The following is a 21046-nucleotide window of genomic DNA, read 5'->3' as shown; positions in this document are numbered from 1 at the left end:
TATTTCAACAAAACAACGCTATATTTGTGACATGAAAAATTTGTTGAATTTTATTTTTGCAGGCCTATTGCTTCTGCCTTTGTATGCCTGCGCCGATTCCGGGTCAAACGCGGAACAAGGTTCAAATGAAATCGCTGCTAAAACCAGTTCGTCCAACGCACAATCCGTTCAAGCCAGCAGTTCTTCGACGGTAAAAATTGAAATGAACAAAATCAAAATCACCATCGGCTCTCAAGAATTCATTGCCACCCTAGCAGACAACGCCACCGCGCAAAGTTTCAAGGAAAAACTTCCCCTAACAATTTCCATGACGGAACTTCACGGCAACGAATACTATGTCTATTTGGATTCCGGTTTCAAGACAACAAGCTTCGTTCCCGACACCATCAAGAAAGGCGACATCAAGGTTTATGGTTCCGACTGCCTCGTCTTTTTCTACGAGACCTTCAGCAATCCAGGCTACAACTACAGCGACATCGGAATTTTTGAAAATCCAGACAGCTTAAAGGACGCCCTGAAATCCGGCGCCAAGAAAATCACAATCCAAAGTCTTTAATTCGCTCAGCATTTTTTATGGAGACACGCAAATGAAAAAAGTTCTTGTTATTTCTTCTAGCCTCCGCAAGGGAAGCAACTCCGACATTCTTGCAAAAGAGTTCGCCAAGGGCGCAAAGGACGCCGGTAACGATGTGGAATACATTTCCCTGCAAGGCAAGAATATCGCATTCTGTCGCGGTTGCCTCGCCTGCCAAAAGAAGGGCAAGTGCGTCATCAAGGACGACGCCAACGAAATCACCGAAAAGATGAAGAACGCCGAAGTCATCGTCTTCGCAACGCCCATCTATTACTACGAAATGTGCGGCCAGCTGAAGACCATGCTGGACCGCGCTAATTCCCTTTACATTAGCGAATACAAGTTCCGCGAAATCTACTTGCTGGCTACCGCCGCCGAAAATGAAAAGACCACCCCAAAGAACGCTATAAACGGAATCAAAGGCTGGATTGCCTGTTTCGACAACGTCAAGCTGAAGGGAACTGTTTTCGCCAGCGCCTCCGAACCCAAGGAAACCGCAAGCAACAAGGTCGCTCTCGCCGAAGCCTACAAGAAGGGATCTAAGGTCTAATGACTCTGGAAGAATTCAAGAAGGTCATGGTCTCCGGCGCGCGAATCATCGCAGGAAGTGAAACCCATTTGCTTATGCACGAAATGTCCCAGCGGGCCTTGAAAATCACTGCGGAAATTAACACAGGCTATCACGAGCCTGCCGAAATCCGCAAGCTGTTTTCGGAGCTGATCGGCGAGCCTGTCGATGAATCTTTCGGGCTGTTCCCGCCCTTCAATACGGACTGCGGCAGAAACATCAAAATCGGCAAACGGGTATTCATTAACGCCGGCTGCAAATTCCAGGATCAAGGTGGCATCACCATCGACGACGGTGCCCTCATCGGTCACAACGTCGTTCTCGCCACATTGAATCACGCCCCCGAACCGGAACATCGCGGAGATATGTACCCCAAACCCATCCACATCGGTAAAAACGTGTGGATCGGTTCCAACGCAACCATTCTCCCGGGCGTTACCATCGGTGACGGAGCCATTGTTGCGGCAGGCGCCGTAGTAAACAAAAACGTCGCCCCCAAAACCGTGGTAGGCGGCGTTCCTGCGAAAGTGATTAAGACAATATAACGTTATTGAGATTTACTCCCCAAACAAACTCTGAGCATTTTTGTACAGGACCTGTTCTACATTTTGAGGAACAATTTCTTGCAGGTTTTTCTTTAGAATAGACAAGTTCTTTATCAGAACCGGTTCTGCGACGTAGGGATAATCCGTTCCATAAAGCAGATGGTCGGGGGTGGTAATTGTCAAAAGTTCACGAATGGTTTCTGGAGTTGCAGCCCCTGCCAAATCGTAGTAGAAAGCTTCCAAATTCTTGGCAATATCAACGCCCTTCAAATACCCAACGTTATTCATGACGGGCATCAGGCTTTGCATGCGAGGCACGGCCAGCGGCAAGAAAGAACCGCAGTGGGGCACCACGATTTTCAACTTCGGGAACCGAACCGTAATGTTGTGGCCCACCATATTCAACACCGCCCGAGAGGTTTCCGCCAGATATTCGTAGGAAGCCAGCGGCACAACAGAAGTCAATTCCTTATTTACGGCAGAAGGCTTGTGAGGGTGGGTAATGATAACCGCCCCACGTTCATTCAGCACCTTCATAAGTGGGTCAAGCGCGGGATCTCCCAAATAAAGCCCGCGGCTATTAGAGGCTAGCTTAACACCATCGGCGTGCAAGGTGTCAAGAGCATAAATGGCTTCGCGAATAGCTGCATCGACATCAGGCAATGGCAAGGTGGCACAGAAAAGGAATCGGCCTTTATGTATAGCCTTCACTTCAGCCATTTCCTCATTTATTTTGCGGATCAGCTGAGCGCTTTCAACGCTGTCACCAAACCAAGGTTGCGGCGCAGGCAATGTTAAAACGGAAGTCTGTATGCCGGCGGCATCCATAAACTTGATATGCTTTTCAAGACTCCACTGGGGAATGGGTATCGATGGGCTTCTGAGCGTAAGTCATATTTGCAAGAATAAAGATTGGCAGGATTTTCAGTAAAAGCTTTTTCATACCCTCCAATATAACACCTAGAGTTAACTCAAGGTCAAGGGGTAAGACGCAAAAAAAATTGCCGCTTATACTCCAACCCCATTAAACAACAGTCCAAGCACAATGATGCTCAGGGCAACTGTTCCGAAGAAAATCAGCAGAAGCTTTAGGGACATGACTTTCTTTAGCATCATGGCCTCAGGTAGAGAAAGCCCCACCACCGCCATCATGAAGGAGAGGGCTGTTCCAATGGCAACGCCCTTGGCCACCAGCACCTCGATAATGGGCACAACGCCGGCCGCATTGGAATACATGGGCACCGCCAAAATCACAGCCAGAGGAACGGCGTACCAATGCTCCGAAGAAAGAAAATTCTCAAAAAATCCTGTAGGCACGTAGCCATGCATGGCCGCACCAATGCCGATACCGATAATTACATAGAGGATTACGCCGCGGACAATGTTCAAGGATCCATGTGCGATGCTTGGGAGGCGCTGGAAGATGGTGGGACGCGGGGCTTCGCTAGGTTCGCCGTCGCCCAGGTTTGCGTCGGTACCCGCAGCCATTTGAGCGGACATTTCCTGAATCTGCCGTACCCACGGGCTCAACAACCGCTCCAATTTAAATTTGCCAAGGATTGCTCCTAAAACCGCCCCCATCAAAATTCCGCTGGTCACATAAATCACAGTCACCTTCCAGCCGAATGTTGCAGCAAGCATGGCCACAGCAACTTCATTGACCAAAGGCGAAGTGATCAGGAATGCAAATGTCACCCCCAGTGGTATTCCGCCTTTCACAAAGCCGATAAACAGCGGAATGCTGGAACAGGAACAAAAAGGAGTTACCGCCCCGAAAAGTGCAGCCAGCAAATACTGCAAACCAAACAGCTTATGAGTCGTCAAGAAATTGCGAAGTCGCTCCACCGGAAAATAGGCGTTCACAATTCCCATCAAGAAACTGATGGCAAAAAGCAACAGCACAATCTTTATGGAATCGTACACAAAAAAGTCAAGCGCGGCCCCTAAACGGGAAGCTGCATCCAGGCCACACAAGCCATAGATAAGCCAATCTGCAAACTGCTGGATCATATAAACCTTTGATTATTTACTCAGCACCTTGCGGATTTCGTCATCGTTGATTTTACCCTTGGCCACCACTTTTTCATCCACCACCAAGGCAGGGAGAGACATTACATTGTAGGGAATCATCTGAACGATATCGTCAATACGAGTAACGGTCGCCTCGATTTCCATTTCCTTGACGATTCGCTCTACGGAATCGGCGAAGGACTGGTTGCATTTGCATTCACTGACAAGAATCTTGATGTTTTTCATTTTGTTTCCTTTGCGAATTATTCCGCTTTTTATGTTCGTTATTCGTAGAACTACGAACAATAAGGTTAAAAATTTATCCCTGCCTTGCAGGGATTTTGACTACTTACAACAGGATTTCTTTTTACAAAGTTCCATATTGAAGAAATCCTTGAAAAGCGCCTTTGCCAACTTCCAGTTTTCACGATCAATGCAGTACTTAACCTTCGGCGCTTCAATCTCGCCCTGGATCAAGCCCGCGTCCTTCAGTTCCTTCAAATGCTGGCTGACAGTCGCCTTGGCAATAGGCAGTTCTTCGTGAATATCCCCAAAGTAGCAGGTATCCTGCTTCGCCAGGAATTGCACAATGGCAATCCTTGCGGGGTGAGCAAGAGCCTTGGCAATTCTCGCCAGTTTTTCGGTTTCTTCACAATACTTTTTTTCTGCCATATTCACCTCCGTTCGTAAATATACGAACATTCATTCCAAAAAACAAGAGGAGAACGACATTTCTGCCGTTCTTCCCTTTTTGCGACATCACTTGCGACGTTACTCGCAACATTTCTCGCGCCGTTACGCGCGATTTATGCTTTACGTTTTCAACATTCCAGCTTACAGCCACTTGCCGAAACGGCGGATGTACCAAGTCTTTATCAGCTGGGTCAGCACACAATAGCAGCCCAGAATGCCGAAGAGCCAGGGGAAATAGCTAAGGGGCAGCGGGACAAGGCCGATGTATGCGCCGAAGGGGCTGAAGGGAATGGCTACGCCTATGGCCATAATGACCATGGTCATGATCATCAGAGGCTTTGCGGCAGTGCTCTGGAAGAACGGGATGCGGCGGGTACGAATCATGTGGACAATGAGAGTCTGGGAGAGCAATCCTTCGATAAACCATCCGCTCTGGAAAAGAGTCTGGGCTTCGGGAGACTGACAGCCAAAAACATACCACATCAAAAGATAAGTCGCAATATCAAAAATACTGGAAATGGGGCCAATGAAAATCATGAATCTGGAGAGATCTGAACTATCCCATTTGCGGGGCTTCATCAAAAATTCCTTATCCATGCTGTCAAAGGGAATTGCCGTCTGGGAAATATCATAAAGCAAGTTCTGCACAATCAGATGAATGGAAAGCATGGGCAAGAACGGCAAGAACGCAGAGGCCGCCAACACCGAGAACATGTTCCCAAAATTCGAGGAAGCTGTCATCTTGATGTACTTCACGATATTGCCAAAAGTTTCGCGGCCAGAAAGCACACCCTGTTCAAGAACCATCAGGTCCTTTTCCAGCAAGATGATGTCCGCACTTTCCTTGGCAATATCCACTGCGGAATCCACAGAAATACCGATATCAGACTGGCGTAGTGCTGCGGCATCGTTGATGCCATCACCTAGGAAGCCCACGGTGTTGTCTGCGTCTTGCAATAGCTTTATAATTTCCGTTTTCTGGTGAGGCGTGAGCTTTGCAAAAACCTGATTGTAGTTGACGGCGAGAACCTTTTCTTCATCTGTCATCTTTTCAAATTCAGGCCCCGTAATGCAACGCAGTTCCTCGCGACCGTTTCCACCAGGAGTCTTCAGGCCGACCCGCTTTGCAATGGTACGCACAACCGCATCATTGTCGCCGCTCAGCACCTTCACTTCCACGCCACACTGGTTCAACTGTTCAATGGCTGCGGCTGCAGATTCCTTGGGAGGATCCAGGAAAGCCAGGTACCCGATAAGCACCATTTCCTGTTCATCGTCCACGGAGAATTCGCCGGCCTTTTCAACAAAGGACTTCTGTGCCACGGCAAGCACACGCATTCCATTATGGTTCATTTCATGAACAATGTTCATGGCCATGGTATGCATGTTACCCGTCATGGGAATAATCTGACCGTCCAGTTCGCAGTGGGAGCAAATGCTGATCATTTCTTCAACAGCGCCCTTGGTAATAATCTGGCGCTTGCCCTGCTTATCTTCCACCACCACAGACATCCTGCGGCGAGTAAAGTCAAAAGGAATTTCATCTACCTTCTGGTAATCTTCCACAAGAACATCCAAAGGCTTACCCAGCTCGTTAACATGCTCCACAATGGCCTTATCCATCAGGTTCTTAATACCCGTTGAAAAATAGCTGTTAAAGAAGGCGTGACGCAAAATGCGGCGGGCCTTGTCTTCCTTGCCATCGGCATTGATATAACGGACCAGCTCCACCTTGTCGCGGGTCAAAGTTCCCGTCTTGTCGGTGCACAGAATATTCATTGCACCGAAATTCTGGATAGCATTCAAGTCCTTTACAATCACCTTCTTCTTGGACATGCGAACAGCACCCTTGGCCAGGTTCGCCGTCACAATCATGGGCAGCATTTCGGGAGTCAGGCCCACCGCAATGGAAACTGCAAAAATAAACGCCTCAAACCAGTCGCCCTTTGTAATCCCGTTCACGAGGAATACAAAAGGAACCATCACCAGCATAAAGCGGATCAGCAAAAGCGAGACCTTCGAAATACCCTTATCAAAGGCAGTTTCAGCGCGATGACCCGCAATGGACTTTGCAATGGTCCCCAGGTATGTGGAATTTCCCGTAGCGAACACAATACCGATAGCAGTACCGCTCACCACATTGGAACCCATAAAGGCAAGGTTGTTCAAGTCGATTACAGAGCCGTTGCCTTCCTCGTTATCCGTATGGATGCGTAAGTCAGGCACCTTCTCGATACTATCACTTTCGCCGGTCAAGCTGGACTGGCTCACAAAAAAGTCCTTGGCACCAACAATGCGCAAGTCCGCAGGAATCATATCGCCTGCAGAAAGCCAAATCAGGTCACCGGGCACCAATTCCTCCACAGGAATTTCGCCACCACCCGGGCGCTCCGCATAACAGGTGTTGGTTACCATCTTCAAAAGCGCATCGCTACTGCGGCCAGCCTTCAGTTCCTGCACAAAGCGCAAGATGGCAGAGAACACCACCATCGTGGTAATGATGATGATCGTTGTCCAGTCCTGTTCTCCCGCCTCAGCCATCATCACGTCAAGAACAAAGGAAATAATCACCAGAACAGTCAAAATCCCGATGAACGGATTAATGAACGCAGAAATGAACAGTTTCGTCGGATTCGTACGCTTTTCATGCTCAATGACATTCTTGCCGTACTTCTTTTGACGGTGAGCCACCACTTCTTCGGAAAGCCCCTGCTTCGAAGCCTTCAACTTATCATAGACCTGTTCCAAGGAAATGTGGGAAACATAGCGGGCATATTCGCTATTGTACACAGCCCTCTTTGCAGGCGACTTGCGAAATCTGAAAAGTTTCTTCATCGTGTCCTACCTTTTTTGAATTTGTTTTTGGACACGGCAAAGATAGAGACACTTCCACGAAAATCCCCTTATAGAACAATTAGGTTTTTATTAGAAATTTTTCTAAGAGTTTTCTAATGAAATTCTAATTGAAATTGGGAGCAGTATAAGGCCGTTCCCCCCGGCGAAACAAGTGAAGAAGATGAACTTTTTTCACAATCTCATATTTTTATCGTATTAGCGACATTAATGCATTTTGAATGACATTTTTTGGCGTTTAGATTTATGTATATTTATATATATGAAAAAAAAGAGCGACCATAAACATATATTGACCGCCATTAGCTTGTTTTCTGGTGCAGGCGGATTGGATGTCGGTTTTGAATTAGCGGGCTTTAATTCTGTTTTTGCAAATGAGTTCGATCACGATGCAGCAGAGGCATGGCGTATAAATCGCCCTACACATTCTCATGTTATGGTTGAAGGTGATGTAAAAAATTATATCGCAGATCTTTCCAAATTTAAAGGCGTCGATGTCCTTTTTGGAGGTCCTCCCTGTCAAGGATTTTCTGTTGCCGGAAAAATGGACCCAAACGACGAACGCTCTAAAATGGTTTGGTATTTTCTGGATGCTGTTGAGAAAACTCATCCGAAAGTTTTTGTTATGGAGAATGTCGCCGCTTTGGGCATTTTGGATAAATGGGCAAAAGTTCGTAAAGGCATTGTTGAGCGAGGTGAAAAACTTGGGTACGACGTTTCCTTTAAAGTTCATCATACATCGGATTATGGAGTTCCAGAAAAAAGGGATCGTGTAATTTTCATTGGGGTCAAAAAAAATATCGGCAATGTTAATTGTTTCTATGAAAAATTAGAAGCACATAAAAAGAAACCTAAATCTGCACGAACCGTAATTTTATCGGCAGGTTTATACGGCAGTAAAGAAAATCCCCAAACCTGTACCGCAAACATATCTTTGGCAAAACATCCTGTTATGCGGCGTTCACCATATGCAGGGATGTTGGTCAATGGCGCCGGTCGCCCAATAGATCTTGATGATATTGCACCTACATTGCCGGCTTCTATGGGCGGAAATAAAACTCCGATTGTTGATGAACTTGCTTTGCATGATTCAAAACGCTCTAACTGGTTTGCTAATTATCATGCGGGATTGGTTGATGGTTCCGTATCTCCATTGTCATCAAAAATTCCAACAACAATTCGTCGGTTGACGGTAAAAGAATGCGCTGCAATTCAGACCTTTCCTGTTGGCTATAAATTTTGCGGAACAAAAACAAAACAGTATAAGCAAATAGGAAATGCGGTTCCCTGCCTTTTTGCAGAAGCTGTTGCAAAATCTGTACGAGACGCCTTTTGGGGATGGTAATCATGGCCATAGATATTGATAAATCGGCTGCGACGCGTTTACTTCACGAATCCTATAAAAGATGTTTGAATTCTCCTGTAAGAACATGCTTGATTAAGGACGCGATAGATTTTGTTTTGAATAGTGATAATTGCTTGACTTATCGTTACATTTTGTTAACGAACTTGCTGGCAAAAGCCATTGATTCAAGGATTGATATTTTATCGTTGCAAGCAGGAGATTCCTCTAATGGAGCCTTTGATGCAAGATCCCTTGCCTCAAAAGTGGTCTATCCATTTCAAAAAACGATTTTAGGAAATGTTCTGGATGGAGCGAATAACGACCCTTTAGTGAATAAGCCGGGTAGATATTTACGTTTAGATAAATCAAATGCTGCCGCTAAGGGGAAACCGATGGAAGTTCTTCACTTGTTATGCGATAACTTGGTTAGAGTTGAAAGCGAGGATACCGCTTGCAATTGTATAGACTACATCATCTCAGCATTGATAGATAAGAAAGTTGTTTTAGATGCTCAACAAGTAATTTTGGAGCAAGCATCAAATAAACTGAGCGTATTTCAGATTCGACATTTTCTGAATGATCTTCTTAATCAAGGTTTTGGTGGAGCTTCGCTTGTTTTAACCGCAACGGCACTTTATCATCTACTGTATATTGGTGACGAATTTCGCATCGAGCCTCACCCTGTAAATCAGTCAGGAACCTCAAAACGTCAGTTTAGTGATTTGGATGTTATTTGCAATGATTTACCTTTTATTGGAACGGAGCTAAAAGACAAGCCGTTTTCTGATTCAGATGTTGATAGAGCAGCCAGTACAGCACATAAAGCTGGAGCAAAATCACTGATCTTTGTTGCAGGACGGCAATCTACTTTCGCTTCACAACCTTCAACTTACTTTGACAAAGCTCGCGAAGATTATGAGAAAAAAGGAATGTATGTCGGGGTTGTTTCAATAGACTCTCTTATAGACATAGCTTTATCAAAAAATATGGAATTAAATGCGGGGCATATTGTAGGTGTTGTTCGCGAGACTGCTGAAAAAATTGGTGCACTTGAAGCTCAAATGTGGGTGTATCAGTATATGTCAAAATATATGGATGAATTGTTTTAGTAATTCGCGTTAGGCCGCAGCCCGTATGGGGTCGGACCGCCAGGGCAACGCCCACAGTATTTTTCTAATGAATTTCTAATTCCGCACAAATCGCGATTCAAAGGGAAATGTCCTATATTTTACGCGGTAGTTCCCATGCAGTCTATTTTAATAGTTGAAGACGATTTACGGTTAGCAAACCTGTTGCGTTCCGGCATCGAAGAAGCCGGATACAGCACTCTGCTTGCCTTTGACGGAGAAATGGCCTTAAGGCTCATCCAGAACGGGAACGTAGATCTTGTGGTCAGCGACATTATTCTGCCGGGAATAAGCGGTCTTGAACTTTGCAAAAAAATCCGGGGCGTACAGCCCGAAGTTGCAATTCTAATGCTTACCGCCCTGGGCACCACAGATGACAAACTGGAAGGTTTTGACGCCGGTGCCGATGATTACATGACAAAGCCCTTTGATTTCAGGGAATTGCTGGCAAGAATTGGAGTTCTTCTAAAAAGGCGGGGAACAAACGTTCAATCCACAAATGAAGCCGTCAACATTTTACAGTACGGTGATTTGAAATTAAACCTGGACAAACAGGAATGCTTTAGGGGCGAGAACTTGATAAAACTGACTCCTCGGGAATTTTCGCTTTTACGTTTCCTGATGGAAAATGCGGAACGCGTTGTGAGCCGTTCCGAAATCCAGCAGAAAGTCTGGAACATTGATTTTGATACCGGCACAAATTTTATTGACGTTTATATCAACTATCTACGCCGAAAAATCGATCACGATTTCAACACAAAACTGATTCACACTAAACCGGGTTTCGGATTTTTCTTAAGCCATGAACAATAAGCGTTTCTTACTGACACTAAAGTACTCCTTGTTCATGTCTGTGGTTCTTATCACGAGCCTTATCGTCATCTATTTTGTGAGCGAGCATTCCCGCCACAACGCATTCCGCAACACGCTGCGTTCCGAGGCCATTACCAAGGCAAACCTGTTTCTTGAAAACCGCGTGGATGCCGAAACCATGCAGCATATCTACCTGAACAACAGCCAGTTCATTAATGAGGTGGAAGTTGCTGTATATACCACAGATTTTGAAATGCTCTATCACGATGCGGCCCAGCACGACATCGTCAAGGAGTCCAGAGAAATTATTGACGAAATCAAGCGCCGCGGCGAAATGGATATTGATGTTGCCGGCGGATATCAGGCTGTGGGAATCTTATATAAGGATAGATTTGTGGTAACCGCAGCGGCCTTTGACGGCTACGGTCAAGAAAATATGCGTGCTCTACGGAACACCTTGATTTCCATATTCGTGGTATCCATATTGTTCATGTTCGCCATCGGATACTTGCTGGCTAATGTCACTATCCGTCCCATCGAACGAGCTCTCAATTCACAGAAGATGTTCGTGAGTAATGTTTCCCATGAGCTCCGCACACCGTTGGCCGCCATCATGGGGGAACTGGGGCTTGCCTTGCAAAAGGAACGCACTCCCGCCGATTATCAAGCCCGACTGGAGCGTGCTTTAGCCGATTCCCACAGAATGTCAGACACTATCATCGGGCTTTTAAATATGGCCCGCGCTGAATACAACGCTTCCCAAATCAAGATGGAATCCATCCGTATCGACGAATTGCTGATGGATGTGCGTGACGAATTGCTGCGGGCCAAGCCGGAATATAGCATCAACATTTCCTTTGCTAACGAACCTAGCGATGAATCGCAACTTTGCACAAACGCCAACCGCTATCTACTTAGTCTCGCCTTAAGAAACCTAATTGAAAACAACTGCAAGTATTCCCAGGATAAAACATCCAACATCAAGATACACCTTGATGAAGGCCTTACCGTTGACTTTAAAGATTCAGGTATCGGAATGAACGCCACCGAACAGAAAAATCTTTTTAAGCTGTTCTACCGAGGCTCCTCTCACAGTGAATCCGGGCACGGCATCGGCATGGCCCTTGTCCAGCGCATTCTCGTGCTGCACAAGGCGAGCATTGACGTTCTTTCCAAAGAAGGCCACGGCACCACATTTACGGTGAAGTTTTAAGACTTTGCAAATTTTTATTATGGCACTTCACTCGGTTTAATAACAACCAAGCGACAGCAAAAATATTCCCTTTAAAAAAATGTATATTAAGTAGTGCACGGTCCCATAGGTCATAAAATGAATAAAGAATCCTTTGAATTTACCATCTACATGATTCACGCTTGTGCTAACAAGTGGAATGAACAACCATCGGATGTGTACAGGAAGTTGAACGAATCTTCCTGCATCAAGGACCTCATTGTGCCATTCTTCGATGTTCTGCATACCCAAAGCACAGAATATGTAGTCAATGACATCGAAACCTTCTTGAAAAAGCAGGGAGTTGCGATATGATTGTTTACCATGGGTCCAACCAGATTGTACAAAAACCTGATGTTGAGCATTCTTTTCGAGCACTAGATTTCGGCAAGGGTTTTTACGTCACATCGGTAAAAGAACAAGCCATTAGGTGGGCCAAACGAAAGGCTTTACTTTTCCCAGAAACGGCGATTCTCAACACATACCAGATGAGCGATGATTTTTCCGGCTTAAAGTTTCTGGATTTTGGAGAGAGTCTTCAGGATTGGATAAAGTTTGTTTGTAATTGTCGTGATGGAGGAACAGAATTCCTTCAATATGACATTATCAAAGGCAAAGTGGCCGATGACAAAGTATTTCGTGTTGTTGACATGTTCCATTCTGGAGTCTGGGACATCGACAGGGCTATAAAGGAAATCAAAGCATATCCGACCTTTGATCAACTGTGTTTTGTTACCCAGAATGCCATAGAGAAAGTTCTCGTATTCCAATGTTCTAAAAAGGTGTAGTCATGAACGAAAATGTCTTGGAAAAACTTTATCAAGAACGCCTTGAAGAACGCATCATAAACCGTATTTCAGAAATCCAAAATATTTCCCTTGAACAGGCCATGGACATTTACTACAGCAGCAATCTTTCCAGGGAAATCAACCAGGGAACCTACGGCATCCAATACATGGATTATAAAATTTTGGCAGAGCTTATTTGCCGAAAATAGGTAAACTCCCGAAAGTTCGCCTCGGATAAATCTACTTCATAAATTCGCTTGGAGTCAGCCCCGTCACGTTCTTGAACAGTCTTGTAAAATGGTGTGGGTAGCTAAAGCCCAGCAGTTGTGCGGTCTCGCCGATGGAAAGGCCCTTCATCAAAAAATTCTTGCTCTGGTTAATGACGAAGGAATGGATGTAACCGATGGCGCTGCCGCCTGTTGCCTTGTGGACCAAATCGCCAAAATAGCGCGGAGAGTAGGCCAGTTCCCGGGCGCAGTAGGCCACCGAAGGTACTCCGTGAATTTTCTGTTTTTCGTCGCGGTAATATTTTTCCAGAAGCGTATGGAACCGTTTTAAAATATCGTTGTCGCCGTCGTTTCCGTTTGCACTTTGGCGCAAGTAAGCCCGCTTGCAATATTCAAGAATCAAGTGAAGGTACGACTGCACAATGCTCCTGAGAGGCGCGCCGTCTTCGTGCTGCTGCAACTCGGAACGCAACTGCGACGCCAGCTGAGTAATGGCCTGCCACTCCGCAGGATCAATCTGCAGGGAATCCGCAAAAAAGTAGGAGAAGAACTCGTAATCCTTCATCTGCTTTTCCAGGGACGAATCCTCCAAAAGTTCCGGCGACCAAAGCACCGCCCAGCCACTCAACGCGATGCCATTGCCGCCTTCCCTGGAACCGCCAAGCTGCCCTGGCGCCACCGCAATAATGGAAGAGCCGCTGGCCTGAATCGTCTTGGTGCCGTAAACCAGGGACTTGGGAAATTCCCGCTGGATGAACAGCCCATACACACCATAATTGTTCATGCTATGGGGAAAAGGCGCGAGCTCGTCAAAATGAATCACGCTGATGAGGGGGTGAATCTCCGGAGCGCTCACATGACGGGCAAAAACATTGGGATTATCGACTTTGAGAATTTTCATTCTATACCATTTTTTACGTCCTGAATATAGGAAAAAAGGTTATAAAATCAAATTTTTATATATAAAATCTGCGTTTTTGGTAGAAATTCATTTGTTTTGGGTAGTGAATTAAAACTAGTCTTTTGGTAAATTCATAACTATGAAAACTGCATTTTTTAAAACTTTCGTAAAATCCATGGGTGTGGCGGTCGCAATTTCTGCCGCATTCGCCACCACCACAAACGCACAGATTATGAAAAACGTTCTTACCATTCAGCAGCAGGACATGGCCATTATCGCCTGCCTGGAAGCCCAGGGCGACTTGGCAAAACTTAGCAAAGCCATCGACAAGGGTCTGGACGAAGGCCTCACCGTAAGCCAGGTGAAGGAAGCCCTTTCCCAGCTTTATGCCTACACCGGTTTCCCGCGCTCCCTGAATGCCCTCGGAACTTTGCAGAAGGTTCTGGATGAACGCAGGGCCGCCGGCAAGAAAACCGCCGAAGGCAAGGACGCTTCGCCACTGCCCAAGAATTACAACTCCCTGAAGGCCGGTACCGAAGTTCAGACGAAGTTGTTCGGCAAGGTGAACAACACATTCGCTCCTGCAACGGATTACTACCTGAAGGCGCATTTGTTCGGCGACATTTTCGCCCGCGACAACTTGACTATGCCGGAACGCGAACTGGTGACAGTTGCAGCCCTCAGCGGCATGGACGGAGTTCACCCCCAGCTGGCAGCACATAAGGCTGGCGCAAAGAAGGCTGGCCTTACGGATCAGCAGGTGGAAAGCATTACCATGACTTTGCAGGACGCCAAGTTGATTCCTGGCATGTACGGTGGAGATTCCCCGTGGCCTCGCGGTGTGCCTAACGTAAATTACGCAAAGTACTTTATCGGCAACAGTTACTTGGCCCCTATGGACGCAGAAAATGGCGGCCCCACCAACGTGACGTTTGAACCGGCCTGCCGCAACAACTGGCACATCCATCACAACCAGGTGCAGGTCTTGATTGCTGTTTCAGGCCGCGGCTGGTATGTGGAAGAAGGCAAGGAACCTCTTGAAATGACGCCGGGCACTGTGGTGGCCATTCCCGAAGGCAAAAAGCACTGGCACGGTGCCGCCAAGGATTCCTGGTTCCAGCACTTGACTTACCACACCCACGTTGGCGAAAACGCCAGCAACGAATGGTTGGAACCTGTAGTTGATGAAGTATATAACAAGCTTCCGTAATTGAGGCGGTATGAAAAAATTACTGTTCTTGTTGAGTGCGACGGTGGTGTTCCTCCTGAACGCCTGCGGCGACGACTCCAGCTCTAACGCAAAGGATGATGTCGCAGGTTCAAGTGAAGTCAAAAGCGTTGCAAGTTCTTCTAGCACAAATGAGGATCGCGTGGATTCTAGCGAGAGTGTCGCAGATTCTACAGAAGCAGACGTACCTGCCGTTGACTCTGCAGCTTCCGAAAAGATGCTAGTCGCTTACTACTCCTTCACCGGGAACAGCAAGGCTGTCGTAGAAACTTTGACTGGAATGATTTCTGCCGACGTGGTGGAAATTTCTCCTGTAGAAAAGGCAGATTTCGCAGCCAACAATTACGCCATCGGCGATGCCCTTATTGACGCCATCAATAAGAATCCCGATGACGAAAGCAGCTACCCCGCTATCACCGTCAGCACCGAAGTAAACTTCGCAAATTACAGCGAGGTGATCATCGTTGCGCCTCTCTGGTGGAGCCAAATGGCCGCTCCCATGCAAACCTATCTTTTCAAGAACAGCAAGGATCTTGCAAATAAAAAAGTAGGCCTTATTGTCAGTAGCCATTCCAGCGGAATCAGCGGAGTAGAAGCCGACGCCAAGCGCTTGCTTCCCGGCAGCAACTTCACCACAAGTCTTTCTATAAAGGCTGCAGATTTCTCTAGCCGCGAAACCAAAATCAAAAACTGGCTGAAAGCTGAATTTTAAAGTTATAATTTCAAATCGCCGCAGCGGCGGCACATTCAAAAATCATGAAAAAACTCTTATTTCTATTCGCACTTCTTCTAGCTACAGGAATGGCTATGGCAAAATCCAGTCAAGTTGCAAAACAGTCCATGGAAAGCGACCGCATCGTTCGCCTGTCCTACATCGAGATTCACCCGGAATATCACGACCAGTACATGGCCATGGCTCTTGAAGTCGGCGCCACCAGCATGCGTACGGAACCGGGCGTCATCTGCATGTACCCCATGGGCCTCAAACGCGACAAGAATGCCCTCTACATTCTTGAAATCTACGCCAGCCAGGATGCCTACAAAAAGCACATCGCTTCGGAACATTTCCAGAAGTACAAGCAAGGCACCCTCCACATGGTGAAGCACCTTGACTTGATTGACACCGACCCGCTAAACCCGCTAATGTCCATCAGCTCAGAAATTGCGAATAAGTAAGAACTAAAAAATGAGAGAGAAGGAAGGAGCGCGAAAGCGTTCCTTTTTTTTCGCCCCCTTGACAATATACCAATCGGTATACTAAATTTAATATACCGAACGGTATATAATGCTTTCAAGGAGGATTCCGTGAGACCAAACCACATTTACCATGTATTTCCGCTAGGCGCATTACGAGAGACTGAAGACGGCCGCGATTCCAAAGCAAACACGAACCGGGCGAAATACAGGAACATCCGCCAACTTACCGCCCTCATCCCCCACTTGCAAAGTCTGCGGGCTGATTCCATCCTGCTGGGTCCCGTTTTTAAAAGCGAAACCCACGGCTATGACGTAACAGACATGTACCAGGTGGATCCGCGAATGGGCAACAACGACGACCTAAAGAAAATGGTCAGTGATTTTCACGACGCCGGTTTCCAGGTGTTTTTCGACGCCGTCTGGAACCATTCCTCCAGACATCATTTCGCCTATAGGGACCTGCGGGAAAAAGGCCAAAATTCAACCTACGCAGGCTGGTATCGCAATCCGCGATTCAATACGCCCAACCTTTGCGGCGATTCCTTTACGGTGGATTGCTGGGCCGGTTTCCAGGAACTGCCGGCGTTCAATCTGCGAAATCCCGAAGTGGAAAGGGAGCTGATTCATTGTGCGGAATTCTGGATGGATGAATTCGGCATCGACGGAATCCGCATTGACGCTGCCGAGGATATGGACCGGGAATTTCTACGCCACTTAGCAACCGCCTGCCATCAAAAACGTGGGGATTTCTGGATGATGGGGGAAGTGGTCTTTGGAGACCCCAGGCGATGGCTTGAAGCGGGGCTGAATTCCGTCACCAATTACCAGACCTATAAATCCTGCTGGAGTTCCATCAACGACAAGAACATGTTTGAACTGGCCTACAACCTGAACCAGCTTTTTGATGACCGAGGCGGAAGCTGCAAGGGAGCAAGGCTTCAGCTGTTCAACGAGAACCACGACGTCAGCCGAATCTACAGCATCTTAAAAAACAAGGCAGACAATTTCGTTCAGCATCTGCTGTTTTACACCATGCCAGGAGTGCCCACTATTTATTACGGCGAGGAATTCGCCAGGAACGCAGTCAAAGGCGGAAGTGACGATTGGAACCTGAGACCAAGTTTCGACGAAATAGACCAGGGCATTCCCGCAGGGCAGGAAAACCTTTTGGTAGAAATCCGCAGGCTCGCCGCCATCCGCCTGGATTGCGACGCCTTGCGCGAAGGCGGCTATCAACAGGAATTCGTTCACTCCCAACAATTGGCCTTCTGGCGAACACACCAAAATGGCGATGCCCTTGTTCTTATAAATCTTCAAGACACACCCGTTCAATTTGAAATTGACTTGCGCAATCATTATGCGCGCACGCCTCAAATGAATTCCTTAGAAAATCTGCGAGACCTTCTTTCCAACGATTTCATCAAAATCAGCAACAGCAAAATTACCGTCGTAATTCCGCCCAAGTGGGGCCGCATCCTTGTACCTAGCGGTACATAAAAAGTATATTTGAATCATGACCACAAAAGAAGTTTTATTGCAGCAGGCCCTGATCCTTTTCCGCAAGGAAGGCTACGATGCTACCGGCGTGCAAAAAATCGCAGACGCCGCAGGAGTGGGCAAGCCCACGCTGTACCATTACTTCGGAAATAAGCGGGGCCTTCTGAACGCCCTCCTCAGTACTCATCTGGAAATTTTCTGGAAGGATTTCGAAACCGCAGTTGTGTACCAGCACGACATCGTGCGCTCCCTGGAATCCGTCGCCCGCGTGTACTTCGAATTCGCCAAGAATAATGCGGAATTCTACGCCTGGTTCTTGTGCATGAGCAACACCCCTACCGAAGGCGATATCCACGACGAAGTCCTCCCCCTCTGTGAAAAACAGTGGACTGCGCTCTCAGAGCTTTTCCTTGCAGCAAGCAAAGATCACGGCAACATGAAGGGTCGCCATCAGCGTTACGCCTACACATTCCTCGGCATCATCAACGCAAGCATCCAGGCCTATTTCAACAAGATGATCAAGTTGAACGACAGAGACGCCTTTGAAATCTGCCATCAGTTCATGCACGGCATCTTCTCGTAAAGTTTCAATTATAACCGTCAATCCCGCTGGGTGCGGAATGTTTTGGGCGACACGCCTACAATGCGCTTGAAGAATTTTCCAAAGAAGCTCATGTCGGGGAAGTTCAATTCCTCGGAAATAAAGGCATTGAACAGCACATCTTTTCTACCGGAAGGAGACTGCATCGTTGCCTCGTCTACCATAAAACCCACACATTCGCAGGCAAGATTATCTAGACTAAAAACTTCTTTTTTCAATAGTCATTATTTCCTCATTTGTAGAATAAATATCCGTAATATCGCAATTTTATGGTAAAAAATCCTTTATACACAGAAATTTAAGCCTCAGCAAAGAGAATCTAATCGCAGTCGGAAGACAAGCCTATTTAGGAGATAGACTTCACCACTTCGTACAGCTTTTCCATGGCCCTGGGCATTTGCCTTTCGGGCACGGCGGAGTAGTTCATAATGAACTGATGGGCAGAAGGTTCGGCCTGGGTGTAGTAATCCGATAGGGCCCCGATGACAACCCCCTTTTCCTTAGCGGCGCTGCAGAATTCTTCGTCGGAGAGGGCGGTGTTGATTTTCAGAATAAAGTGAAGGCCCGCATCTTCTTCGGAGATGGCGGCGAAATCGCGTAGCTTGGATTTGCGAATGGCGGAAAGCAGAGCGTCGCGACGATGGCGGTAAAAATTACGCATGCGGTTCACATGCTTTTCGAAATGGCCTTCGCCAATGTAGCGGGCAAGAGCCAACTGTTCAAAGTTGGAAACGGTGCAGGTATAGAAACTGAATTCCTTGTAGAATTTTTCCGCGAGGCTCCTGGGCAACACCATATAGCTTACGCGAACTGTTGACGCCAACGTCTTGGAGAAGGAATTGATGTACACCACCTTTTCCTGGACATCAATATTCTGCAGGGCGGGAATGGGCTTGCCCACCATGCGGAATTCGCTATCGTAATCGTCTTCCACAATGTAGCGGTTGCTGGATTTTGCCGCCCAGCTCAACAGTTCATAACGGCGACTCACCGGCGTCACGATACCCGTAGGGAAATGGTGGGACGGCGAAAGATGAACCACGTCGGTGCAGGTTTCTTCCAACTGGTCGATGCGCACACCCTGTTCGTCCAGAGGGATAAAGTTGCACACCACATTCAGTTTGCGATAGATTTTCGAAATCTTGCTGTAGCCCGGATCTTCCACGCCATACTTTTTATCAAAACCCAGCAACTGAACTAGTAAACTGTACAAATAATCCGTACCGGCGCCCACGATAATCTGGTCTGGAGAAACATCCAAATTGCGAGAGCCCTTCAGCATTTTGGCGATGGCCACACGGAGGGGCAAAACGCCTCCGTAGGGAGAACGTTCCAGCAGTTCATTTTGCTGTTCGCACAAAACCTTACGCATGATTTTCGCCCAGGTGGAGAAGGGGAATGCGGAAGTTTCAGACTGATTGCTGGTAAAGTCCGCAATAATTTTGCCGCGGGCGCGAGACTGATGTTTTTGAAAGTGAAGAGACAATTCGCCGGATGTAGAACTGCGGCGAGACTCTCGAGATTCAGGAAAATTTTGTTGCGATAACGACGCAGCAAGTCCAGAGTTTTTCAACTTCTCGGCAATATCCGCAACGAAAAAGCCCTTGCGGGGTTCAGAATAAATAAAGCCCTCGGTCAGCAACTGGGCATAGGCATTTTCCACAGTAATCACGCTGACACCAAGATGTTCCGCAAAGGGACGCTTCGTGGGCAATTTATCCCCCGCCGACAAAGTTCCCTGAAGAACGTCATTCTTGATGCACTTATACAAATAGTGGTACAAAGAATCGGAACCATTTTTTGTCATGTCGTAACTAAGCATAATCTGACCTTAAACTGACCTTAATCTGACCTTGTTATAAAAGTAGAAAATTGAATATTTAACAATGTCAATGAAAAGGGTAAATTAGGGTCCGAAAACAAACAAAAGGAGTCCATTATGACCGAAAAGTATATCGCAGACCGTTACGAACTGAACAAGAATCTTGCCCAAATGCTGAAAGGTGGCGTCATCATGGACGTGACCACTCCGGAACAGGCAAAGATTGCAGAAGCCGCAGGTGCCTGCGCCGTCATGGCCCTGGAACGCATTCCTGCCGACATCCGTGCTGCTGGTGGCGTTAGCCGCATGAGCGACCCCAAGATGATCAAGGGCATTCAGGACGCCGTATCCATCCCGGTCATGGCCAAGTGCCGTATCGGTCATTTTGCCGAAGCCCAGATTCTTCAGGCTATTGAAATTGACTACATCGACGAAAGCGAAGTGCTCTCTCCCGCCGATGACATTTTCCACATCAATAAGCGGGATTTCCAGGTGCCCTTCGTTTGCGGCGCTAAGGACTTGGGCGAAGCTCTCCGCCGTATTGAAGAAGGCGCTTCCATGATCCGTACCAAGGGTGAACCGGGTACTGGCGACATCGTGCAGGCTGTGCGCCACATGCGTTTGATGCAGCAGGAAATCGCTCGTCTCACCTCCATGCGTGAAGACGAACTCTACAACCGCGCCAAGGAACTCCAGGTTTCCTACGCCCTCGTGAAGTACGTTCATGACAACGGCAAGTTGCCGGTAGTGAACTTCGCCGCAGGTGGCGTGGCAACTCCCGCCGATGCAGCCCTCATGATGCAGCTGGGCGCTGAAGGCGTGTTCGTGGGTTCCGGCATCTTCAAATCCGGCAATCCTGAAAAACGCGCACAGGCAATCGTCCAGGCCGTCACCAACTACACTGACGCAAAGCTCATCGCAAAACTTTCCGAAGACCTTGGCGAAGCCATGGTGGGCATCAACGAGCAGGAAATCGCATTGCTCATGGCCGAACGCGGCAAGTAATTTTGCAGCCTTAAAGGAGGC

23 protein-coding genes and 1 pseudogene are annotated in these 21046 nt (G+C 47.3%); 16 read left to right on the top strand and 8 right to left on the bottom strand.

The genetic code is table 11. The features are described from left to right. The first annotated feature begins 31 nt into the window (after positions 1–31). The 3 genes and pseudogenes from MJZ25_00575 (at position 32) to MJZ25_00565 (ending at position 1687) form a co-directional block, all read left to right on the top strand. Positions 32–556 (top strand): hypothetical protein, encoded by a 525-nt coding sequence (locus tag MJZ25_00575; GenBank protein ID MCQ2122661.1) that lies wholly within the window; start codon positions 32–34, stop codon positions 554–556. A gap of 31 nt (positions 557–587) precedes the next feature. Next, positions 588–1124, top strand: a complete 537-nt coding sequence (locus MJZ25_00570; protein MCQ2122660.1) for a flavodoxin family protein — start codon at positions 588–590, stop codon at positions 1122–1124. 386 nt (positions 1125–1510) lie between these two features. After that, positions 1511–1687: pseudogene (locus MJZ25_00565) on the top strand (maltose O-acetyltransferase). A gap of 12 nt (positions 1688–1699) precedes the next feature. On the opposite strand, the gene MJZ25_00560 reads toward MJZ25_00565, so the two are convergent. The 5 genes from MJZ25_00560 to mgtA all read right to left on the bottom strand — a co-directional run bounded on the left by MJZ25_00560 (position 1700) and on the right by mgtA (position 7225). Further along, positions 1700–2515: an amidohydrolase gene (locus MJZ25_00560; protein ID MCQ2122659.1), complete on the bottom strand. Its 816-nt coding sequence runs from the start codon at positions 2513–2515 to the stop codon at positions 1700–1702. Between the two features lie 180 nt (positions 2516–2695). Next, positions 2696–3697: a permease gene (locus MJZ25_00555; GenBank protein MCQ2122658.1), complete on the bottom strand. Its 1002-nt coding sequence runs from the start codon at positions 3695–3697 to the stop codon at positions 2696–2698. 12 nt (positions 3698–3709) lie between these two features. After that, positions 3710–3943, bottom strand: coding sequence for a thioredoxin family protein (locus MJZ25_00550; GenBank protein MCQ2122657.1), 234 nt, complete (start codon positions 3941–3943; stop codon positions 3710–3712). 99 nt (positions 3944–4042) lie between these two features. Beyond that, positions 4043–4369 carry a metalloregulator ArsR/SmtB family transcription factor gene (locus tag MJZ25_00545; GenBank protein ID MCQ2122656.1) on the bottom strand — a complete coding sequence of 109 codons (327 nt, stop codon included), beginning with the start codon at positions 4367–4369 and terminating at the stop codon, positions 4043–4045. Positions 4370–4531: 162 nt separating this feature from the next. Then, positions 4532–7225, bottom strand: coding sequence for a magnesium-translocating P-type ATPase (mgtA, locus tag MJZ25_00540; protein ID MCQ2122655.1), 2694 nt, complete (start codon positions 7223–7225; stop codon positions 4532–4534). A gap of 280 nt (positions 7226–7505) precedes the next feature. Between mgtA and MJZ25_00535 the strand changes: the two genes are divergently transcribed. From MJZ25_00535 to MJZ25_00505, 7 genes are all read left to right on the top strand, one after another. Continuing rightward, positions 7506–8588, top strand: coding sequence for a DNA cytosine methyltransferase (locus MJZ25_00535; GenBank protein ID MCQ2122654.1), 1083 nt, complete (start codon positions 7506–7508; stop codon positions 8586–8588). Between the two features lie 2 nt (positions 8589–8590). Beyond that, on the top strand, positions 8591–9697 hold the full coding sequence (locus MJZ25_00530) for a restriction endonuclease, SacI family (protein MCQ2122653.1): 1107 nt from the start codon (positions 8591–8593) through the stop codon (positions 9695–9697). Positions 9698–9832: 135 nt separating this feature from the next. Next, on the top strand, positions 9833–10528 hold the full coding sequence (locus MJZ25_00525; GenBank protein MCQ2122652.1) for a response regulator transcription factor: 696 nt from the start codon (positions 9833–9835) through the stop codon (positions 10526–10528). Continuing rightward, positions 10518–11741, top strand: a complete 1224-nt coding sequence (locus MJZ25_00520) for a HAMP domain-containing histidine kinase (protein MCQ2122651.1) — start codon at positions 10518–10520, stop codon at positions 11739–11741. Before MJZ25_00525 ends, MJZ25_00520 begins: the two co-directional genes overlap by 11 nt. A gap of 117 nt (positions 11742–11858) precedes the next feature. Beyond that, positions 11859–12074, top strand: coding sequence for a DUF3791 domain-containing protein (locus MJZ25_00515; GenBank protein ID MCQ2122650.1), 216 nt, complete (start codon positions 11859–11861; stop codon positions 12072–12074). Beyond that, positions 12071–12547, top strand: a complete 477-nt coding sequence (locus MJZ25_00510; GenBank protein MCQ2122649.1) for a DUF3990 domain-containing protein — start codon at positions 12071–12073, stop codon at positions 12545–12547. Before MJZ25_00515 ends, MJZ25_00510 begins: the two co-directional genes overlap by 4 nt. Positions 12548–12549: 2 nt before the next feature. Continuing rightward, positions 12550–12756: a hypothetical protein gene (locus MJZ25_00505; protein MCQ2122648.1), complete on the top strand. Its 207-nt coding sequence runs from the start codon at positions 12550–12552 to the stop codon at positions 12754–12756. A 31-nt stretch (positions 12757–12787) separates the two neighbouring features. On the opposite strand, the gene MJZ25_00500 is transcribed toward MJZ25_00505, so the two are convergent. Next, positions 12788–13675 (bottom strand): helix-turn-helix domain-containing protein, encoded by an 888-nt coding sequence (locus MJZ25_00500; protein MCQ2122647.1) that lies wholly within the window; start codon positions 13673–13675, stop codon positions 12788–12790. A gap of 139 nt (positions 13676–13814) precedes the next feature. On the opposite strand from MJZ25_00500, the gene MJZ25_00495 reads away from it, so the two are divergent. The 5 genes from MJZ25_00495 (at position 13815) to MJZ25_00475 (ending at position 18180) form a co-directional block, all read left to right on the top strand. After that, positions 13815–14885, top strand: a complete 1071-nt coding sequence (locus MJZ25_00495; protein ID MCQ2122646.1) for a carboxymuconolactone decarboxylase family protein — start codon at positions 13815–13817, stop codon at positions 14883–14885. Positions 14886–14895: 10 nt separating this feature from the next. After that, the gene (locus MJZ25_00490) at positions 14896–15615 is read left to right on the top strand and encodes a hypothetical protein (GenBank protein MCQ2122645.1); all 720 of its coding nucleotides are present in this window, start codon (positions 14896–14898) and stop codon (positions 15613–15615) included. 95 nt (positions 15616–15710) lie between these two features. Then, entirely contained in the window at positions 15711–16079 is a 369-nt protein-coding gene (locus MJZ25_00485) for an antibiotic biosynthesis monooxygenase (GenBank protein MCQ2122644.1), read from the top strand. A gap of 129 nt (positions 16080–16208) precedes the next feature. Next, positions 16209–17597, top strand: a complete 1389-nt coding sequence (locus MJZ25_00480; protein ID MCQ2122643.1) for an alpha-amylase family glycosyl hydrolase — start codon at positions 16209–16211, stop codon at positions 17595–17597. 16 nt (positions 17598–17613) lie between these two features. Continuing rightward, complete coding sequence (locus MJZ25_00475) at positions 17614–18180, top strand: TetR/AcrR family transcriptional regulator (protein ID MCQ2122642.1); 567 nt, start codon at positions 17614–17616, stop codon at positions 18178–18180. Positions 18181–18197: 17 nt separating this feature from the next. Here MJZ25_00475 and MJZ25_00470 read toward each other — a convergent pair whose 3' ends face one another. Together MJZ25_00470 and MJZ25_00465 are read right to left on the bottom strand one after the other, a co-directional pair. Continuing rightward, positions 18198–18416, bottom strand: a complete 219-nt coding sequence (locus MJZ25_00470) for a helix-turn-helix domain-containing protein (GenBank protein MCQ2122641.1) — start codon at positions 18414–18416, stop codon at positions 18198–18200. Between the two features lie 128 nt (positions 18417–18544). Further along, positions 18545–20020, bottom strand: coding sequence for a PLP-dependent aminotransferase family protein (locus MJZ25_00465; GenBank protein ID MCQ2122640.1), 1476 nt, complete (start codon positions 20018–20020; stop codon positions 18545–18547). Between the two features lie 117 nt (positions 20021–20137). Here MJZ25_00465 and pdxS point away from each other — a divergent pair, with 117 nt between their 5' ends. Further along, a complete protein-coding gene (gene pdxS / locus MJZ25_00460) occupies positions 20138–21025 on the top strand; it encodes a pyridoxal 5'-phosphate synthase lyase subunit PdxS (protein MCQ2122639.1) in 888 nt (295 codons plus the stop codon). Positions 21026–21046: the final 21 nt, after the last annotated feature.

It is taken from the genome of Fibrobacter sp., assembly GCA_024399065.1.
Lineage (GTDB): Bacteria > Fibrobacterota > Fibrobacteria > Fibrobacterales > Fibrobacteraceae > Fibrobacter.
This window is presented reverse-complemented; position numbering and strand designations above follow the sequence as displayed.

What these genes read in the sequence shown, in the direction of transcription:
- mgtA (MCQ2122655.1), bottom strand. Translation starts at nt 7,225, where the DNA reads ATGAAGAAACTTTTCAGATTTCGCAAGTCGCCTGCAAAGAGGGCTGTG.
- MJZ25_00515 (MCQ2122650.1), top strand. Translation starts at nt 11,859, where the DNA reads ATGAATAAAGAATCCTTTGAATTTACCATCTACATGATTCACGCTTGT.
- MJZ25_00495 (MCQ2122646.1), top strand. Translation starts at nt 13,815, where the DNA reads ATGAAAACTGCATTTTTTAAAACTTTCGTAAAATCCATGGGTGTGGCG.
- MJZ25_00475 (MCQ2122642.1), top strand. Translation starts at nt 17,614, where the DNA reads ATGACCACAAAAGAAGTTTTATTGCAGCAGGCCCTGATCCTTTTCCGC.
- MJZ25_00520 (MCQ2122651.1), top strand. Translation starts at nt 10,518, where the DNA reads ATGAACAATAAGCGTTTCTTACTGACACTAAAGTACTCCTTGTTCATG.
- MJZ25_00505 (MCQ2122648.1), top strand. Translation starts at nt 12,550, where the DNA reads ATGAACGAAAATGTCTTGGAAAAACTTTATCAAGAACGCCTTGAAGAA.
- MJZ25_00510 (MCQ2122649.1), top strand. Translation starts at nt 12,071, where the DNA reads ATGATTGTTTACCATGGGTCCAACCAGATTGTACAAAAACCTGATGTT.
- MJZ25_00560 (MCQ2122659.1), bottom strand. Translation starts at nt 2,515, where the DNA reads ATGGATGCCGCCGGCATACAGACTTCCGTTTTAACATTGCCTGCGCCG.
- MJZ25_00530 (MCQ2122653.1), top strand. Translation starts at nt 8,591, where the DNA reads ATGGCCATAGATATTGATAAATCGGCTGCGACGCGTTTACTTCACGAA.
- MJZ25_00525 (MCQ2122652.1), top strand. Translation starts at nt 9,833, where the DNA reads ATGCAGTCTATTTTAATAGTTGAAGACGATTTACGGTTAGCAAACCTG.
- MJZ25_00570 (MCQ2122660.1), top strand. Translation starts at nt 588, where the DNA reads ATGAAAAAAGTTCTTGTTATTTCTTCTAGCCTCCGCAAGGGAAGCAAC.
- MJZ25_00575 (MCQ2122661.1), top strand. Translation starts at nt 32, where the DNA reads ATGAAAAATTTGTTGAATTTTATTTTTGCAGGCCTATTGCTTCTGCCT.
- MJZ25_00555 (MCQ2122658.1), bottom strand. Translation starts at nt 3,697, where the DNA reads ATGATCCAGCAGTTTGCAGATTGGCTTATCTATGGCTTGTGTGGCCTG.
- MJZ25_00535 (MCQ2122654.1), top strand. Translation starts at nt 7,506, where the DNA reads ATGAAAAAAAAGAGCGACCATAAACATATATTGACCGCCATTAGCTTG.
- MJZ25_00550 (MCQ2122657.1), bottom strand. Translation starts at nt 3,943, where the DNA reads ATGAAAAACATCAAGATTCTTGTCAGTGAATGCAAATGCAACCAGTCC.
- MJZ25_00490 (MCQ2122645.1), top strand. Translation starts at nt 14,896, where the DNA reads ATGAAAAAATTACTGTTCTTGTTGAGTGCGACGGTGGTGTTCCTCCTG.
- MJZ25_00485 (MCQ2122644.1), top strand. Translation starts at nt 15,711, where the DNA reads ATGGCAAAATCCAGTCAAGTTGCAAAACAGTCCATGGAAAGCGACCGC.
- MJZ25_00500 (MCQ2122647.1), bottom strand. Translation starts at nt 13,675, where the DNA reads ATGAAAATTCTCAAAGTCGATAATCCCAATGTTTTTGCCCGTCATGTG.
- pdxS (MCQ2122639.1), top strand. Translation starts at nt 20,138, where the DNA reads ATGACCGAAAAGTATATCGCAGACCGTTACGAACTGAACAAGAATCTT.
- MJZ25_00465 (MCQ2122640.1), bottom strand. Translation starts at nt 20,020, where the DNA reads ATGCTTAGTTACGACATGACAAAAAATGGTTCCGATTCTTTGTACCAC.
- MJZ25_00545 (MCQ2122656.1), bottom strand. Translation starts at nt 4,369, where the DNA reads ATGGCAGAAAAAAAGTATTGTGAAGAAACCGAAAAACTGGCGAGAATT.